Origin of the sequence: Maribacter sp. (assembly GCF_049667165.1) — a bacterium.
Taxonomy (GTDB): Bacteria; Bacteroidota; Bacteroidia; order Flavobacteriales; family Flavobacteriaceae; genus Maribacter_A.
Genome location: NZ_JBATHS010000087.1, coordinates 21,189 through 38,334 on the forward strand (window position 1 = coordinate 21,189; position 17,146 = coordinate 38,334).

Here is a 17,146-nt window from a genome sequence, read left to right on the forward strand (position 1 = left end):
ATAAGCAGTAAATTTGATTACTTTTGGGTAAATTCTAAATTGAATATGGAACAAAAGATTCGGTGGGGTATTATCGGTTTAGGGGGTATCGCCCATAAATTTGCGAATGACCTCAATCTTGTGGGAAGTGCTGAAATAGTGGCGGTGGCCTCAAGAAGTATGGATAAAGCCAAAGAATTCGGGAAAAAATTCAATGCAAAACATGCCTTTGGCAGTTATGACGCCTTGTTCGAATGTGAGGAAGTTGATGTGGTCTATATTGCCACACCACATACTGGCCATAAAGCGTGGAGTTTAAAGGCCATGAACCAGGGCAAACATGTCTTATGTGAGAAACCCATGGGCATGAGTCGTACGGATATTGAGGAGCTGATGGCGGTGGCCAAAAAGAATCGCGTTTTTCTAATGGAAGCCCTTTGGTCCCGTTTCAACCCATCTATAAGAAAGGTCAAGGCCCTGGTCGATGCCGGTGCCATAGGAGACCTATGTTATCTACATGCCGATTTTGCATTTTATGCCTTGGATCGGCCAGAAGAGGGCCGGTTGTTGAATCCCGAATTGGGAGGAGGTTCTTTACTTGATATAGGAATTTACCCCGTTTTTCTTTCATACCTGTTATTGGGCATGCCCGATACCATTAGCTCTGCCTCCAAATTTTATAAGACAGGGGTAGAGATACAGATTTCCATGCTGTTCGATTATCCTAAGGCACAGGCTATCTTGTACAGCGGGTTGACCTCGGGGTCAAAAATGGAGGCCGAAATCTCGGGCAGTACCGGATCCTTGTTCTTACACCCGCAATGGCATATTGCGCAAGGGTATTCCCTGAAGAAAGGTCAGGAAGTTGAGCATGTAGAATTACCTACTGCCGGATATGGCTACACCCATGAAATTGAAGAGGTGCATTCATGCTTACAGCATGGCAAAATGGAGAGTGGTTTATGGAGTCTTCAAAACAGTTTGGATTTGGCCGAATTATTGGAAACCTTACGGATTCAAAACGGGATTAAATTTCCTTTTGAACAATAAAATATAGGGCTTTACACGGAATTCATCTAAAATTTACGATATTTGGAATTACCAAAATCCAAACTACCAAGAAATGGGAATGAATAAAAATACGGTATTGGCCTGGGCTACCTTTATAATGATATTCGTAGGATGTGCACTTATTGCCCTTGGGGCCTTTCGATATGACGAAGTTGCCGGATGGGGATTTGCCTCTGTAGGAATCGGTTTTTTTGCCATTGCCTGGGTTTTCAATGCATTAAAGGGAAGAGTCTAATAGTTTATTGTTTGTAGTTTAAGGTTCATAGTTTATTTCATGGCTCGTATAGAAAAGTTTGAAGATTTAGAAGTATGGCAAATGGCAAGGGCAATTTGTCAATATGTAGAAGAACTTTTTGTTACGACATCATTGGGAAAAAATTTAAGTCTTCGGGATCAAATGGAAAGAAGTTCAGGTTCAATAATGGACAATATAGCTGAAGGGTTTGATAGGGATGGAAACAAAGAGTTCCATAACTTTATTAGTTATTCCAAAGGTTCAGCAGGGGAACTTGCCTCGCAAGCGTATAGGGCTATGGATAAAAAATTAATAAATAAGGCGGAATGTGAAAAATTAAATGAAATGTGTGCTACTGAAAAAAACAAAATTGGTGCTTTCATGTTTTATTTAAGAAACTCTGGAATAAAGGGGCAAAAGTTCAAAAAAGCCTAATTTTAAACCACAAACCACAAACCACAAACCACAAACCACAAACCACAAACTTACTATGTCTGACGATAAGAAGGTCATTTTCTCTATGTCCGGGGTGACAAAGTCGTATAAGAATGCGAATACCCCTGTTCTAAAAAATATTTACCTAAGTTTTTTCTATGGTGCCAAAATCGGCATTTTAGGGCTCAATGGCTCGGGAAAATCCACGTTATTGCGAATCATTGCCGGTGCCGATAAAAATTACCAAGGGGATGTGGTTTTTTCCCCGGGGTATAAGGTAGGGTACTTGGAACAAGAACCCCAATTGGATGAGGAAAAAACCGTTTTGGAGGTTGTGAAGGAAGGTGCGGCCGAAACGGTGGCGATTTTGGATGAATACAACAACATCAATGATATGTTCGCTTTGCCGGAAGTTTATGAGGATGCCGATAAGATGCAGAAACTCATGGATCGCCAGGCCGCTTTACAAGATCAAATCGATGCGGCCAATGCATGGGAGTTGGACACCAAATTGGAGATTGCCATGGATGCCCTGCGCACTCCCGAGCCCGATAAGAAAATCGGGGTACTTTCGGGGGGTGAACGAAGACGCGTTGCGCTGTGCAGGTTATTGCTGCAGGAACCTGAAATTTTATTGTTGGATGAACCTACCAACCATTTGGATGCCGAATCGGTACATTGGCTGGAACATCATTTGGCACAATACAAGGGTACTGTCATCGCAGTAACCCATGACCGTTATTTCTTGGATAATGTGGCAGGATGGATTTTAGAACTCGACCGCGGCGAAGGTATCCCATGGAAAGGCAACTACTCCAGTTGGTTAGATCAGAAGTCTAAAAGAATGGCCCAAGAGAGCAAGACAGCCTCCAAACGTCAAAAAACGTTGGAACGGGAGTTGGAATGGGTACGTCAAGGTGCCAAGGGTCGGCATACGAAACAAAAGGCCCGTTTAAATAATTATGATAAACTCATGAGTCAGGACCAAAAACAGCTCGATGAGAAATTGGAAATCTATATACCCAATGGTCCACGATTGGGAACCAATGTCATTGAAGCCAAAGGGGTAAGCAAGGCTTATGGGGATAAATTGCTATATGAAGATCTTAATTTTAAACTACCGCAAGCGGGTATTGTGGGTATTATAGGTCCGAATGGTGCAGGTAAGACCACAATATTCCGAATGATAATGGGTGAGGAAACCCCTGATAAGGGGGAATTCATTGTTGGCGATACCGCCAAGATTGCTTATGTCGACCAAAGTCATTCCAATATCGATATCGAAAAAACGATTTGGCAGAATTTTAGTGAAGAACAAGAATTGATCATGATGGGTGGGCGCCAAGTAAATTCGAGGGCGTATCTGAGCCGTTTCAATTTTTCGGGCAGCGAGCAGAATAAAAAAGTGAATATGCTTTCAGGTGGGGAGCGAAATAGGCTGCATTTGGCAATGACCTTAAAGGAAGAGGGCAACGTGCTGCTCTTGGATGAGCCTACCAATGATTTGGATGTCAATACCTTACGCGCTTTGGAAGAAGGGCTTGAGAACTTCGCGGGTTGTGCCGTTGTCATTTCACACGATAGATGGTTCCTAGATCGGGTTTGTACGCATATTCTGGCCTTCGAAGGCGATTCCCAGGTGTATTTCTTTGAGGGATCGTTCTCTGATTATGAAGAAAACAAGAAAAAACGATTGGGTGGGGATTTGATTCCCAAACGCTTGAAATATAAGAAGTTGATCAGATAATTGGCGTTTAGTTTAAGCTTCTAAAATAATCTTAAAGTTGGGCTCAATGGATTTTGTGTTTATGGCTTGGCCTTTTTCCATAAGGCGTTGTCTCGCTGAGTTTTGACTTATTTTCGTACCCTTGGTTTACTCCGATTATTTCATATCCAGTACCTTCTACTTCATACGTCGTTACTCGTATTTCGTAAATCAAAAATCATCGTTCGGATACCAATCCAATTGAATGACTTCAATAATTGAATCTCCCTTTTCAACTAAAGCCTTGAATTTGGCCACATCGCTCACATCTGGATTTCCCCTGTAATGGTAGGGGTACACCTGTTTGGGTTTAAATGCCAATACCGCATCAGCAGCGCTTTCAACGGTCATCGTATAGGGTAAGTTCATACACACGAAGGCTTTGTCGATATTCTGTAAGGCCCTCATTTCAGGAATGTCTTCGGTATCCCCAGAGAGGTAGATGCGTTGCTCACCCATATTCAGGACATATCCATTGCCACGGCCTTTTTCATGGAATTTTTTGGCCTCTTCACGTAAGTTGTACATGGGAATGGCCTCCACGTTTATCCCATATCGCTCTTTTGATTCCCCATTTTGCAGCACATCGACCTGGGGAGTGAATTCCTTGGGTAGTAAATCGGCAACGGCCTGAGGCACTATGATTTTGGCCCTTTCGGTATTCAAGGCCTGCAGGGTTTCCAAACTAAAATGGTCGCCATGGATGTCGGTAATCAAGATCAGGTCGGGTTGCTTTTGTCCCTTAAAAGCCTCTTGCCCTCCTTCAGGATCGATATAAATGGTCAAATCATTCCATTCAAGTATGGCAGTTGCATGCTCAATAGGGATAATTTTCACTTCTTTGGAGGTTCGGTCCGAATTTGTGGGGGCAGGAGAGGTTTCTCCCATCGCTGTTTTTGGCTCGGAATCCAATAGCGGGGTGCTCGAGGATTTCCTGGCATCCTTACATCCTACAGTTAAAAGGCTTACGGTTACTAAGGTTATTATCAAACTTTTCATACTATTTTTTTTAGGGTTACTCACATTTCATTTTTATGTCATTGCCAGCATAGGGCTGGTCTTTGTTTGGCCTTACCACATTCAACTTGATTTGCGGTAGTTGGGCAATGTAGCATGGCATTTAGCACTTGAATATAACACAATTTTATCCCAATGCTTCTTTTTGGCAAACCCAATGGCATATTTTTAAAGCTGTTGACCGATTTGCTGACCCTTGTACTTTAGGTCAACGGCCATTTTTATAAGCTCATAAATGTTTCGATTAAAAGGAATAAAAGCGAAACAACCTGCAATTTGAACATCATGTAGAGCAAAAAAGAGGTGCCCATCCCTATAAATAATCGATTTTTTTGCAATTTTCCAATAGTTCTAAATCCTTGGGTTCAACATAAAAGAATTATTCCAACCTAGCGCTGTTCAAATTACGGAAGTTATTGATATACATGTTATTAAATGGAATTATTTCAATCTTCATATCGATGCTAACTGTTAAACGCCTTCATAAATTAAGGATGAGGAAAGTATATTGCACAAAAAATGTTAAATTTTTTTAATCCAAAAAATCCAATTTTAAAATTAAACCGTATATAAACCACGAACAAACACTTTAATAAAAGTAAAAAAGTTAATTAATTTTAAGATTATGACTGAAACAAAAAATAACAATGGATTAAAAGTATTGGCAGGTTTGCTAGGTGTGGTACTTTTAGGAGTGATCATCTACACAGTTAGCTTGTATCAAGACAAGAAAAAGACCGAAACTGTGCTTACTAAGGAAAAAGAACTAGTGGTTGAAGACCTGAACAGCTTAAAGTCAGAATATGACAAGGCCATTTTGGAAAGCAATGCTACGAACGAAGAGTTGGTTACTGCAAGGGATAATATTGCAAAATACCTTGATTCTGTTACGACTATGAAAGCGGATATTGCTACGTTGTCTCGATATAGAAGACAAGTTGGTGTTTTAAAAGCCGAAAGAGAGCAACTGCTTAGACAGGTAGATTCGTTGACAAGATCGAATACATTGATCGCCATGCAACGTGACAGTACTTATGTAGAATTGGAAAAACAAACTGTTTTCAACGATTCCTTGGTGGTACAGAATACCCAATTGGCCGATGCTGTTGAAAAAGGTTCTGCCTTGAATCTTTCTAAATTCAATGTAGATGCTGTGAAGGAACGTACCAGTGGTAAATTGGTCTCAACCTCAAGAGCAGGAAGAACCGACAAGTTCAAAATCTGTTTCACTGTGGCCGATAACGTTATTGCGGAAGCAGGTGATAGGGAATTTTATTTAGAGGTTCTTGACCCACAAGGAAACGTTCTTGGTGAGAGTTATTCAAAAACCAATGATGATGGTGCTTCTGTAACTTACAGTAAGGGAACCAATTTCTACTATGAAAACAAGTCTTTGGATGTTTGTGATTATATCAATAAGCCAACTGGTGATTTCCAAAAAGGAAATTATATGGTCAATGTTTATGATGACAAATTGAAATTGTTGGGAACTTCAAAGTTCACTTTGAAATAGGACACACTATCCATTTATTTATATAAAAAGGGGCAATCGTAATTGATTGCCCCTTTTTTATTTACATGTGATCTACGCCACTTATTTTAAGCTTCCGACCATATCTTCGGGTTTAACCCATTCATCATAATCCTCAGCTGTGACATAACCTAGGTTAACGGCTTCCTCTTTCAAGGTAGTGCCATTTTTATGCGCCGTATTGGCAATTTCAGCCGCTTTATAATATCCGATTTTAGTGTTCAATGCAGTTACCAACATCAATGAGTTGTTCAATAACTCCTTAATCACTTCATAGTTTGGTTCAATTCCTGCTGCGCAATTCACATCAAAGCTTACACAGGCATCACCAAGTAATTGGGCGGATTGTAAAAAATTTGCGGCCATGACAGGTTTAAAAACATTAAGTTCATAATGTCCTTGGGTGCCACCGACGGTGATGGCCACATCATTGCCCATAACCTGGGCACATACCATGGTCAGAGCTTCACATTGGGTAGGATTCACTTTCCCTGGCATAATGGAACTTCCCGGTTCATTGGCAGGAATTATGATCTCTCCGATTCCCGATCTTGGTCCTGAGGCCATCATACGAACGTCATTGGCGATTTTGTTCAATGAAACGGCCAATTGCTTTAATGCACCATGACTTTCCACCAAAGCATCATGGGCAGCGAGGGCCTCAAATTTATTTTCTGCCGTTCTAAAGGGCAGTTTGGTGAATTTTGCGATATATTGGGCGACCATTACATCGTACCCATTTGGGGTGTTTAATCCTGTTCCTACCGCAGTTCCCCCGAGGGCAAGTTCGGAAAGATGGTCCAAGGTATTGTGCAGTGCTTTTAGACCATGTTCCAATTGAGAGGCATATCCAGAAAATTCCTGACCCAAGGTTAGGGGAGTGGCATCCATTAAATGGGTACGTCCTATTTTGACCACATTTTTAAAGTCCTTCGCTTTTTTGGCCAAGGTGTCCTTCAGTTGGGTAACTCCGGGAATCGTTACCTCAATCAACTTTTTGTAAGCTGCAATATGCATCCCTGTTGGGAAAGTATCGTTGGAAGATTGTGACTTGTTTACATCATCATTCGGTTGAATGGTCTTTTCGCCTTCACCAATAACTTTCCCTGCAATTTCGTGGGCGCGATTGGCGATGACCTCATTCACGTTCATATTGCTCTGTGTACCTGAACCTGTTTGCCAGATGACCAAAGGAAATTGATCGTCGAGCTTGCCATCCAAGATCTCATCGCATACGGTAGCGATTAAATCCCGTTTTGAAACATCCAACACACCAAGTTCATGGTTGGCATAAGCGGCCGCTTTCTTCAAATAGGCAAAGCCGTAAACAATGTCCAAGGGCATGGAAGCTGAAGGGCCTATTTTAAAATTATTTCGGGAACGTTCAGTCTGTGCACCCCAATATTTATCGGAGGGAACCTCGACTTTTCCCATCGTGTCTTTCTCAATTCTGAAACTCATAATAAGATATTTTGGTTTCTTGCAAAGGTACTCCATTAGTAAATTTTATGTGCCGCTGGAACCCTAAATTTTAAGAAAATGAATATTTTTTTTGCATTTGATTTGTTCTTTTGATTCTTTTCAAACTATCTTTGCCGTATTAAATAAGTACAGATGTTCGAATTTGACCAATATTTAGGATTTTTAGCATTCTTGACCATTTTGACCATTGGCTTTTGGTTAATGATATTCTTATTGACCTTCGTGGTACCTTATTGGTTGTTTGGAAATATTAGGGAAATGATAAAAGAAAAACGCAAGGCCAAAAGGGCTGCGCGATTGCAAGAATAAAAAAAGAAGCCTAATGGCTTCTTTTTTGTTTTAGTGCTGTTCTTGGTGCTATCCCTCAAATTCAATATCTTCCTCCCCACCACCATTTCTTTGACCATTCTTATCTTTTTGGTTTTGAGGCTGGTTGAACCTATAAAGAAATGATAAGGTAATCTGGCGTTGTCGCCATTGAAACTCACTATAGGTAAAAACATTATCGGTTCTCGTTTCGCTTCGCCGTTTACGCGTATTGAACAGGTCACTCACATTCAATGAAACAGTGGCTTTGTCCTTGACCACATCCTTACTAAGGGCCAGGTTGGTGTTCAACATGCTTTTGTTTTTTGATTGGGCACTCTCAGAGGGGCCCATATAGAAAATATTGGTTTGAAAATCTATAGCACCCGGTAACGGCAATTTGGCACTGAATCTAGAGAACCATGTAAAATTGTCAGAATCAAAATTTTGAGTGATCACCTCATCTTGAAAGTTGGTATACACATAATCCCCCCTTAATTGTTGTTGAAATAGATTCAGGTTCCAACTAAGCCTCCAATTTTTTTTAGGGACATAGGAGGTGGTGAACTCCATCCCATAGCGACTTTCGGTCGCCAAATTGATCGGGGTCCGCACTTGTACGGGGACAATGACGGGATTTTCAGGATCATCAGGGTTTTCAATCTCAACAAAATCCCCTCGTTCTTGGGTTATAAACTGAAACACCCCAGTAGAATGGTTATAATAGGCAGAGGTGTTAAAGGTGAATTTATCCCATCGCCTTAGATATCCCAAATCGAAAGCATTGGTATAGGTAGGGTCCAAGTTCGGATTCCCTTGAAACAAATTTGTATTACTTGACCGAGAAGGGAACGGATTTATAAACCTAGATCGTGGCCTACGCAATCTTCGACTATAGCTAATGGTGAATTGTTCTTGTTCTGAAAATTCATACCCCAAGAACAACGAAGGAAACCAATCGACATAGGTCTTATTGTTGACTTCATTGGTATTCACCAGTTCAACCCCAATATCGGAAGCCTCCATACGAAGTCCACCCAAAATATTGAACTTTTTGATCTTGGTCCCCAATTGGGTATAGGCCGAATTCACATATTCCTTATAGTTGAGCTCGTTACTGAAGTCGGGATCACTATCAAGAATCCCATTGGTGAGGATTCCGAAATTGAAATCGGTATTGAAGTCATTGAACGTGCCACGGTACCCCAACTCAAATTGGGATGCATCATCCTTACCGAAAGGAAGTACATAATCCATTTGTATCAATTGCCTTATTTGACTTTCGTCGTTGATGGTCTGCTCTGTCGGAAGGGTGCTGTTTTCGCCAATAATCGTTTCATTGATGATTGAATTTTCAAGTTCACTCCCAGTGGAGTATTGATAATCCATTGTAAGCTCATGACCGTCTTTTTCAAAATTCTTTTTATAATTGACCGAGTACTGTATGTCCTCGTCATTATCGACTTCCGTTGTATACCGGTTTCGTTGGATCGTAGGGTTGTTCAACGCGTCATAGTTGAAAAAATCAATATCGGTGAAATCGTCCCCGCTCGATTTTCTATACACAAAGGAATTCGTGATGCTGCTGCTTTCGTCGATAAAATATTCAAAACCGATATTGGTGTTAATGCCATCGTTCTGTCTTTCATATTCCCTGATTTCATCCTGAAAACTAGCGGTACTACCATCGGGGTTAAAGTTTTCTTGCTCAAAGAGCGCGTTACCAGGACCTTTTCTATACCGATACGAGGTATTCGTGAAAATATTGAACTTATCCCTTCTTAGGTTGAGACTAAGATTCGCACCATAAGATTCAGGGTTGCCAACATTTAAACTGACCGATCCATTGACCCCGGCGGTTTTACTTTGCTTAAGGATAATATTGAGTATCCCTGCGGTTCCTTCTGCATCATAGCGCGCCGATGGGTTTGTAATGACTTCAACCCTTTCAATGGCCTCTGCGGGCAATTGCTGTAAAGCCTCTGTACTTAGGCCCGAAAGGGCGGAAGGTTTCCCATTGATTAAAATACGCACACTTTCGTTGCCCCGAAGGCTTATATTTCCTTCAACATCTACAGTAACCGATGGAACATTATCGAGGACATCGGTAACCGAGCCTCCTTTTACAGTAAGGTCAGACCCCACATTGTATATCTTTTTATCCAAGCGAAGTTCAACAGTGGTTCGTTCTCCAGTTACCTGAACTTCTTGCAATTGTTCCACATCAATGGCCAATTTTATGGTTCCCAAATCTGTGGAAGCCCTAAACGTTTGGTTATCCAAACCATAGGTTTTATAGGACATGTATTCAACCTTGACATTATACTTGCCTGGCATGGTCTCAACGTTGAATTTGCCTGATGCATCTGTGATGCCACCAGTCACCTTATTGGGATCGCGTAAGTTTTGTAGGATCAAGGTCGCATATTCCAACGGCTGGCCTGTATCCTGATCTAAGACTATTCCTGTTATGTTTATCGGGTCGGGCCGTTGGCCTTGTGATTGTTGTCCCAGTACAATAAATGATGTCAATACCAGGAATAACGGGAATAGTTTTCTCATGTAGTTATATATTAGTCTAAATCAGTCTTCTTTTTCTTTTTTTGCCTTTTCTCCTTCTTTTTTTTCTCTTTCTTGGTTTTCGCTACCCCATTTTTCTGAAGTTCGACAAAAGCCTCATATTTTTCCAAGGGCAGACCAGCTTTGAGTTCCTCGGTTTGACGCAGGGTTATTTTATCCATTTGCTCGCGCATTTGATCTGGTTCTAGTTTTAGAATTTGCATTTCAATACGCTCCTGCACATATTTTTTTAGGATACTACTAAGAACAGCCGTTTCAAAGTCATTCAATTCCAAGGCACTGGATATTCCCGGCATTTCATTGTCCACGATTTCATCGGCGGTCAACGGTTCTGGTTCTTTTTGTGGGGTTTGGGCCTGTGGTATCGCAGCGCGTCCCCTGCCATATCCGGTACCTCTTCCACCATATCCATATCCGCCATAGCCATTGCCATAACCGTATTGGGCTTGTACTTCTACACCTGTCAACAACAAAGTGAACAAAACAATCAAAAATGTACTATTGATTTTCATGATGTGGTATTTAGATTTTAAAATTAGTGGATGGTTTAACCTTAATAGGTTAAATCTTTGTTAATTCAATTTTCATATCGTTTAGCAAGAACAAGAAGGGTGCCAGAAAAGGATTTTGGTTTTTGGCCAATGTTTGCTGAGGACGCCGATTGTTAATCTTTTAAAAGTTCCCGTATATTCTCGGTGGGTCTACCGATAACGGCTTTATCACCTTTAAGGACTATAGGGCGTTCTATGAGTTTGGGATAGGAGACCATCGCCTCTATGACTTGCTCCTCGCTTAAGGTTTTGCCACGATAGTGCTCTTTCCAGATAGCCTCATTCTTGCGCACCAATTTTTCTGCGGGGAGATTCAAATAACCCAAAATTCTTTTTAAATCTTTTTTGGTCGGTACATCTTCCAGATAGTTGATTATCTCAAAGGGTTCTCCTGATGCTTCCAAAGCAGCCAGTCCTTGGCGCGATTTCGTACATCTGGGATTATGGTAAATTTGTATCATAGTAGTAATGCTATTATCATATTACAGTTCGATGCCCATGGCAATAAGATGCTGACGCAATTGGTCGGCATTTTTAAAATGGATACCGTTGAGGCCGATTTTTGTGGCCGTTTCGACATTTTCTAGGTTATCATCAATAAAAATAGCCTTCTCAGGAATAATCTGATACCTATCTAAAATGATGTCATAGATTTTTCGAAATGGTTTTCTGGTCCTTTCCTCACCAGAGACCACGATTCCCGCAAAATCCTGTAAAAAATCAAATCGTTCCAAGGCTTGGGGAAAGGTCTCGGCACTCCAATTGGTCAGTGCATAAATAGTATGCACGTTTCTATATTTTAGCTGTTTCAATAAAGCAACGGTTCCTGAAATAGGCCCGCCCAACATCTGGGTCCATTGATCATAATACATACGAATCAATGCTTCATAGGTTGGGAATTGTTCTACCAAAAGCTCGGTCCCTTCCTTTAAGGTTCTTCCTGCATCTTGTTCGAGGTTCCATTCATTCGTACAAATGGTACCTAGAAACCAGTTCATTTTCTGCTCATCATTATCGAAAACCTGACGATATAGATATTTAGGGTCACCATCAATGAGGACCCCACCCAAATCAAAAATTATGGTATCAATTGTTTGCATGGTTCGATGCATTGATTTATTCCTCTACCTTTTGTCCCATTAACATTAGAAACGCTTTTAAAAACCGGTCGATATCACCGTCCATAACAGCGTCGACATTGCCGGTTTCCTCTCCGGTCCTCACATCCTTTACCAATTTATAGGGATGCATCACATAATTCCGTATTTGGGAACCCCATTCGATTTTCATTTTGGAAGATTCGATTTCTTCCCTGGCTTCCATCTTTTTGCGTAATTCAATCTCATACAATTGGGATTTCAACATCTTCAAGGCAGTGGCCCTGTTATCATGTTGCGAACGGGAATCGGAGCATGAAATCTGAATTCCTGAAGGTTTGTGAACCAGTTGTACTTTCGTCTCTACCTTATTCACATTTTGCCCTCCCGCACCGCTAGACCTGGCCGTGGTTATTTCGATGTCAGCTGGGTTCACGTCGATTTCTATACTGTCATCGACCAACGGATACACATATACAGAAGCGAATGAGGTATGTCTTTTTGCATTACTGTCAAATGGGGAAATGCGTACCAAACGATGCACCCCATTTTCCCCTTTGAGCCAGCCAAAGGCATATTCTCCCTCTATCTCCAAAGTAACCGTTTTGATGCCGGCCACATCGCCTTCCTGATAGTTGAGTTCTTTTACCTTATAGCCATTTTTATCACTCCACATCATGTACATGCGCATCAGCATGGCTGCCCAATCGCAACTTTCAGTACCTCCAGCACCGGCAGTAATCTGCAATACGGCGGTAAGTTCATCCCCTTCTTCCGAAAGCATATTCTTGAACTCTAACTTTTCTATGGCGTCGTTGGCTTTTTCGTATTGGGCCTCAACCTCGGTCACTGAAACTTCACCTTCTTTCTGAAATTCAAGCAGTACCTCCAAATCACTGACCAACGTTTTGGCCGCATTGTAGTCAATGACCCAATGTTTCTTGGATTGGATGAATCTCATTTGTTCCTGGGCCTTTTTTGGGTCATCCCAAAAGTCAGGAGCTAATGTTTTTTCCTCTTCGTTCTCTATCTCTACAAGCTTGGCATCTATGTCAAAGATACCTCCTTAACGCACCAAGGCGCTCAATGAGATCTTTGGATTGATCTACAGTTATCATCGTATACTCTTTTTTAGCAAAAATAGGATTTAACTATGGTTGTGCAATCAATTTTATATAAATTTAGTCCTGATCAATCCAAGCTAAAACCATGATGAAAAATAGTTCTATCCTTACCTTGTTCCTTTGTGCCGGACTTTTGATCGGCAATGCCCAATTTCAGGATAAAAGTAAGGATTTCAAAAAGTTCGACGGCCTATTCAATTTTTATCATGACGACAAAAACGATAAGCTATTTATGGAGGTCGAAGATCTTGAAAAAGAGTTTCTGTATGTATATTCCTTAAGTAGTGGCATTGGTAATAATGACATAGGATTGGATCGCGGACAGCTTGGCAATGAACAAGTTGTCTTTTTCAGAAAAACCGGGGGTAAATTGTTGTTGATCCAACCCAATTTAAAATATAGGGCGCTGACCGATAATGCCTTGGAACGAAAATCGGTGGAGCAGGCCTTTGCAAAATCCGTTTTATTCGGATTTAAGATTGAAGAAGAGCACAATGGAAAATACATTATCGATATTACGGATTTTTTAATGCAGGATACCCACGGGGTGGCCTCAAGGTTAAAGAAAGCCCAACAAGGGACCTATAGCCTTGATAAATCGAAAAGTGCTTTTGCCTTGGATCGCACCAAAGCTTTTCCCAAAAATGTGGAGTTTGACGTGACCCTTACCTTTAAGGGAGATGCCCAAGGGAATTATATAAAATCTGTGACCCCCAATGCCGATTTGGTTACGGTTGCCCAACATCATTCTTTTATCGAGTTACCAGATAATAAGTATAAAAAAAGGGTATTCGATCCGCGCTCGGGTTCATACCCAACCTCGTATTATGATTATTCAACGCCGGTTCAGGAACCGATTATTAAAAGGTTTATAACGCGACATCGATTGCAGAAAAAGGAACCCAATGCGACCCAAAGTGAGGCAGTGGAGCCCATCATCTATTATTTGGATAATGGAACACCCGAGCCTATTCGTTCTGCACTTCTCGATGGCGGTAGATGGTGGAACCAAGCTTTTGAGGCAGCGGGTTACAAAAATGCATTCCAATTGGTCATGTTGCCCGATAATGCCGACCCCTTGGATGTGAGATATAATGTAATCCAATGGGTCCATCGGTCGACCAGGGGATGGAGCTACGGTAGCAGTATCACGGATCCCAGGACAGGGGAAATCATCAAAGGGCATGTAAGTCTGGGTAGCCTCCGGATCCGTCAGGATTTTCTAATAGCCCAAGCGTTGATGAATAAACCTTTTGCCGAAAGGGACGACAATTACCAACCGATGCTGGATTTTGCGTTGGCCCGTATTCGACAGCTTTCGGCACATGAGATAGGACATACGCTTGGCTTTGCCCACAATTATGCGGCCTCAACCAATGATAGGGCTTCGGTGATGGACTATCCACATCCGCAATTGTCGTTAAAAAATGGGGAAATCGATTTTTCAAACGCCTACACGACTGACATTGGGGAATGGGACAAGGTAACGGTTGCTTATTCTTATACTGACTTTCCCCAGGATACCAGCGAAGCGGAAGGATTAAAAAGAATTTTGGAGGTAGCCATTCAAAAGGGATTGCGGTATATCACTGATCAGGATGCCCGACCCCCTGGAAGCGCCCATGTATTGGCCCACCTCTGGGATAATGGACAAAATGTGACCAAAGAACTGGAGGATATGTTGAAAGTGCGCGCTTCTGCCATTGCCAATTTTTCAATAGATAATATTAGGACCGGGGAACCGAATACGGTATTGGAAGATGTCTTTGTGCCCCTTTATTTCTTCCATAGGTACCAAACGGAAGCCGTGGCAAAGGTTGTCGGTGGTATGGACTACAATTATTCGGTCAAGGGGGATGGCCAACCCACAGTCACAATTGTCGATAAAAAAATGCAACAAGAGGCTTTGGCGACACTAATGATGACTTTGGATGCAAGGACGATGGCCATACCTGAGGACAAGATACTTCTTTTTCCTCCACGGGCATTTGGCTATCCCAAAACACGGGAATCGCTGAAAGGTAAGACCGGAGTATCCTTTGATGTATTGTCCGCACCTGAAACGGCGGCCGATATGACCTTGACATTTCTGTTACACCCAGAAAGGGCTTCAAGGCTTATTCAACAAAAGGCCTTGGATGATTTTAATTTAAGTCTATTCGATGTATTGGATGCAGTAATCAAGGGTACAATAAACAAGCAACATACAAACAATTACCTCGCGCAAGTTCAGCAGAATATCAACTTTAGGGTACTGTACCACATCATGAACCTTGCGGCACAGGACAAAGTGCATCCCCAGGTAAATGCCATTGCCCATCAAAAGTTGAAAGAGATAAAGAATGGATTGCTGGCAAAAAAGGATGTTTATGCTGAAGAAATGATCCGACGTATCAATGATTTCATTAAGGCCCCTGAAAAATTCCAATTGCTCGAGGCACCCAAGATTCCAGATGGATCGCCTATAGGTATGGCTTGTTTTAAAACAGTGGGGAGTGAGTAGTAAACAGTGAACAGTAGGGAGTCACCAGTAAAAACGAAACGACAAACTTTTGTTGAATTTGAACATGAGCATAAAATGAAAATAAACCTAATAAGTGATACCGTTACAAAGCCATCCCAAGGCATGTTAAAGGCCATGATGGCAGCCGAAGTAGGCGATGATGTTTTTAAGGCAGATCCATCGGTGAATGCGCTCGAAGCAAGAACAGCCAAATTATTTGGCAAAGAGGCCGCTTTGTTTTTCCCAAGCGGTACCATGGCCAACCAGACTGCCATTAAATTGCATACCCAACCTGGAGAACAACTCATATGTGACAAATATGCCCATGTATATAATTATGAAGGTGGGGGGGTAAGTTTTAATAGTGGGGTATCCTGTAAACTGATAGATGGCCAACGAGGTATGATGCTGGCTGAACAAGTAGCGGAAGCCATAAATCCGCCCGATTTCTATCACAGCCCGTTAACCACCTTGGTGTGCATAGAGAATACGACCAATAAAGGCGGTGGCGCATGTTGGGATTTTGAAGAGCTTAAAAAGATCAAGCAGGTATGTAAGGAACATCATCTCGCGTATCATTTGGATGGGGCTCGAATTTGGAATGCCCTTGTGGCGAAAAACGAAACGCCTGAACAGTATGGTAAACTTTTCGACACGATCAGTGTTTGTTTCAGTAAGGGCCTGGGTTGTCCTGTGGGTTCTGTGTTGGTAGGAAGCAACGCGTTGATGGAAAAAGCCTTACGCGTTCGTAAAGTATTGGGCGGCGGCATGCGACAGGCAGGGTATTTAGCCGCCGCCGCGAGCTATGCCTTGGATAACAACATGGCACGGTTGGAGGTCGATCATCGAAAAGCCAAGGAAATCGGTGAGGTTTTGGAAAAATTGGCATTCATTAAAAAGGTCGAACCCATTGAAACTAATATCATTATTTTTGAAATTGTTGAACACATCATGACCGAAACGGTCTTCTTGGAAAAATTACATGCACAAGGAATTTCCATCATCGGTATGGGGCAGGGTAAACTGCGAATTGTCACCCATATGGATTATACCGACGAAATGCATAAAAAGGTCCTGACAATTTTAGAAAATCTATAGATCGTCTAAATGGGTTAAGGAATCAATGCGATGAATCAGATTGTTGATACCATTTTCCATTCCTGCTTCAGAAGTATAACATTGGCTGTGACCTATGAGTTGGCCATCGGATTTCTTGATATCAAACAAAAAAAGGCCTTCATTATTTGTTTTCCTTTCGACACGTAAATTGTTTTGTTGTGGTGTATTAAGATACTGCACCGTATCTTGAATCTCAGTTTCATTTTTATAGGCAACACTGTTCAAAAGCGTATGCCCGCTTTGTGTTTTTAATTTAAAATGAAAGTTGTCTTTTCCCTTTTTTTCTATTTCGATCATACCTAAAATATATAACACTTAAAGCTAATACTTTTAATTCATTTTTTCAATAGC

At 41.6% G+C, this 17,146-nt stretch carries 17 protein-coding genes; 8 read left to right on the forward strand and 9 right to left on the reverse strand.

Translation table 11 applies throughout. The features are described 5' to 3' along the window. Nucleotides 1-45 precede the first annotated feature (45 nt). The 4 genes from WBM98_RS04875 (at nucleotide 46) to ettA (ending at nucleotide 3,467) form a co-directional block, all read left to right on the forward strand. Nucleotides 46-1,029, forward strand: a complete 984-nt coding sequence (locus tag WBM98_RS04875; protein WP_424364904.1) for a Gfo/Idh/MocA family protein — start codon at nucleotides 46-48, stop codon at nucleotides 1,027-1,029. A gap of 73 nt (nucleotides 1,030-1,102) precedes the next feature. Further along, nucleotides 1,103-1,285: a CAL67264 family membrane protein gene (locus WBM98_RS04880; RefSeq protein ID WP_424364905.1), complete on the forward strand. Its 183-nt coding sequence runs from the start codon at nucleotides 1,103-1,105 to the stop codon at nucleotides 1,283-1,285. A 39-nt stretch (nucleotides 1,286-1,324) separates the two neighbouring features. Continuing rightward, on the forward strand, nucleotides 1,325-1,720 hold the full coding sequence (locus WBM98_RS04885; RefSeq protein WP_424364906.1) for a four helix bundle protein: 396 nt from the start codon (nucleotides 1,325-1,327) through the stop codon (nucleotides 1,718-1,720). Between the two features lie 55 nt (nucleotides 1,721-1,775). Further along, nucleotides 1,776-3,467, forward strand: a complete 1,692-nt coding sequence (gene ettA, locus WBM98_RS04890) for an energy-dependent translational throttle protein EttA (protein WP_424364907.1) — start codon at nucleotides 1,776-1,778, stop codon at nucleotides 3,465-3,467. Nucleotides 3,468-3,656: 189 nt separating this feature from the next. Here the strand turns inward: ettA and WBM98_RS04895 are convergent, their stop codons facing one another. Next, nucleotides 3,657-4,484, reverse strand: coding sequence for an MBL fold metallo-hydrolase (locus tag WBM98_RS04895; protein WP_424364908.1), 828 nt, complete (start codon nucleotides 4,482-4,484; stop codon nucleotides 3,657-3,659). Between the two features lie 186 nt (nucleotides 4,485-4,670). Beyond that, on the reverse strand, nucleotides 4,671-4,841 hold the full coding sequence (locus WBM98_RS04900; RefSeq protein ID WP_424364920.1) for a GNAT family N-acetyltransferase: 171 nt from the start codon (nucleotides 4,839-4,841) through the stop codon (nucleotides 4,671-4,673). Nucleotides 4,842-5,127: 286 nt separating this feature from the next. Here WBM98_RS04900 and WBM98_RS04905 point away from each other — a divergent pair, with 286 nt between their 5' ends. After that, entirely contained in the window at nucleotides 5,128-6,015 is an 888-nt protein-coding gene (locus WBM98_RS04905) for a hypothetical protein (RefSeq protein ID WP_424364909.1), read from the forward strand. Nucleotides 6,016-6,096: 81 nt separating this feature from the next. Here WBM98_RS04905 and fumC read toward each other — a convergent pair whose 3' ends face one another. Next, nucleotides 6,097-7,494, reverse strand: coding sequence for a class II fumarate hydratase (gene fumC / locus WBM98_RS04910; protein WP_424364910.1), 1,398 nt, complete (start codon nucleotides 7,492-7,494; stop codon nucleotides 6,097-6,099). Between the two features lie 153 nt (nucleotides 7,495-7,647). On the opposite strand from fumC, the gene WBM98_RS04915 reads away from it, so the two are divergent. After that, complete coding sequence (locus WBM98_RS04915) at nucleotides 7,648-7,824, forward strand: hypothetical protein (RefSeq protein ID WP_424364911.1); 177 nt, start codon at nucleotides 7,648-7,650, stop codon at nucleotides 7,822-7,824. 48 nt (nucleotides 7,825-7,872) lie between these two features. On the opposite strand, the gene WBM98_RS04920 is transcribed toward WBM98_RS04915, so the two are convergent. From WBM98_RS04920 to prfB, 5 genes are all read right to left on the reverse strand, one after another. Next, entirely contained in the window at nucleotides 7,873-10,383 is a 2,511-nt protein-coding gene (locus WBM98_RS04920) for a TonB-dependent receptor domain-containing protein (RefSeq protein ID WP_424364912.1), read from the reverse strand. Between the two features lie 11 nt (nucleotides 10,384-10,394). Beyond that, a complete protein-coding gene (locus WBM98_RS04925; protein WP_424364913.1) occupies nucleotides 10,395-10,913 on the reverse strand; it encodes a hypothetical protein in 519 nt (172 codons plus the stop codon). A gap of 152 nt (nucleotides 10,914-11,065) precedes the next feature. Further along, the gene (gene arsC, locus WBM98_RS04930; RefSeq protein WP_424364914.1) at nucleotides 11,066-11,413 is read right to left on the reverse strand and encodes an arsenate reductase (glutaredoxin); all 348 of its coding nucleotides are present in this window, start codon (nucleotides 11,411-11,413) and stop codon (nucleotides 11,066-11,068) included. A gap of 21 nt (nucleotides 11,414-11,434) precedes the next feature. Next, nucleotides 11,435-12,052, reverse strand: coding sequence for an HAD family hydrolase (locus tag WBM98_RS04935; RefSeq protein ID WP_424364915.1), 618 nt, complete (start codon nucleotides 12,050-12,052; stop codon nucleotides 11,435-11,437). A gap of 16 nt (nucleotides 12,053-12,068) precedes the next feature. Beyond that, a protein-coding gene (prfB, locus tag WBM98_RS04940) for a peptide chain release factor 2 (protein WP_424364916.1) occupies nucleotides 12,069-13,167 on the reverse strand; the annotation gives its coding sequence in 2 pieces (ribosomal slippage) (nucleotides 12,069-13,103 and nucleotides 13,105-13,167; 1,098 coding nt in all). Nucleotides 13,168-13,261: 94 nt separating this feature from the next. Here prfB and WBM98_RS04945 point away from each other — a divergent pair. Continuing rightward, a complete protein-coding gene (locus WBM98_RS04945; protein WP_424364921.1) occupies nucleotides 13,262-15,676 on the forward strand; it encodes a zinc-dependent metalloprotease in 2,415 nt (804 codons plus the stop codon). Between the two features lie 75 nt (nucleotides 15,677-15,751). Continuing rightward, nucleotides 15,752-16,774, forward strand: coding sequence for a threonine aldolase family protein (locus WBM98_RS04950; protein WP_424364917.1), 1,023 nt, complete (start codon nucleotides 15,752-15,754; stop codon nucleotides 16,772-16,774). Here the strand turns inward: WBM98_RS04950 and WBM98_RS04955 are convergent. Beyond that, the gene (locus WBM98_RS04955; RefSeq protein ID WP_424364918.1) at nucleotides 16,769-17,092 is read right to left on the reverse strand and encodes a YegP family protein; all 324 of its coding nucleotides are present in this window, start codon (nucleotides 17,090-17,092) and stop codon (nucleotides 16,769-16,771) included. The two genes, WBM98_RS04950 and WBM98_RS04955, sit on opposite strands and share 6 nt — an antisense overlap. Nucleotides 17,093-17,146 lie beyond the last annotated feature (54 nt).

Excerpts from the sequence above, each read along its gene's own strand:
- WBM98_RS04875 (WP_424364904.1), top strand. The coding sequence starts at position 46 with ATGGAACAAAAGATTCGGTGGGGTATTATCGGTTTAGGGGGTATCGCC.
- WBM98_RS04880 (WP_424364905.1), top strand. The coding sequence starts at position 1,103 with ATGGGAATGAATAAAAATACGGTATTGGCCTGGGCTACCTTTATAATG.
- WBM98_RS04885 (WP_424364906.1), top strand. The coding sequence starts at position 1,325 with ATGGCTCGTATAGAAAAGTTTGAAGATTTAGAAGTATGGCAAATGGCA.
- ettA (WP_424364907.1), top strand. The coding sequence starts at position 1,776 with ATGTCTGACGATAAGAAGGTCATTTTCTCTATGTCCGGGGTGACAAAG.
- WBM98_RS04895 (WP_424364908.1), bottom strand. The coding sequence starts at position 4,484 with ATGAAAAGTTTGATAATAACCTTAGTAACCGTAAGCCTTTTAACTGTA.
- WBM98_RS04905 (WP_424364909.1), top strand. The coding sequence starts at position 5,128 with ATGACTGAAACAAAAAATAACAATGGATTAAAAGTATTGGCAGGTTTG.
- fumC (WP_424364910.1), bottom strand. The coding sequence starts at position 7,494 with ATGAGTTTCAGAATTGAGAAAGACACGATGGGAAAAGTCGAGGTTCCC.
- WBM98_RS04915 (WP_424364911.1), top strand. The coding sequence starts at position 7,648 with ATGTTCGAATTTGACCAATATTTAGGATTTTTAGCATTCTTGACCATT.
- WBM98_RS04920 (WP_424364912.1), bottom strand. The coding sequence starts at position 10,383 with ATGAGAAAACTATTCCCGTTATTCCTGGTATTGACATCATTTATTGTA.
- WBM98_RS04925 (WP_424364913.1), bottom strand. The coding sequence starts at position 10,913 with ATGAAAATCAATAGTACATTTTTGATTGTTTTGTTCACTTTGTTGTTG.
- arsC (WP_424364914.1), bottom strand. The coding sequence starts at position 11,413 with ATGATACAAATTTACCATAATCCCAGATGTACGAAATCGCGCCAAGGA.
- WBM98_RS04935 (WP_424364915.1), bottom strand. The coding sequence starts at position 12,052 with ATGCAAACAATTGATACCATAATTTTTGATTTGGGTGGGGTCCTCATT.
- WBM98_RS04945 (WP_424364921.1), top strand. The coding sequence starts at position 13,262 with ATGAAAAATAGTTCTATCCTTACCTTGTTCCTTTGTGCCGGACTTTTG.
- WBM98_RS04950 (WP_424364917.1), top strand. The coding sequence starts at position 15,752 with ATGAAAATAAACCTAATAAGTGATACCGTTACAAAGCCATCCCAAGGC.
- WBM98_RS04955 (WP_424364918.1), bottom strand. The coding sequence starts at position 17,092 with ATGATCGAAATAGAAAAAAAGGGAAAAGACAACTTTCATTTTAAATTA.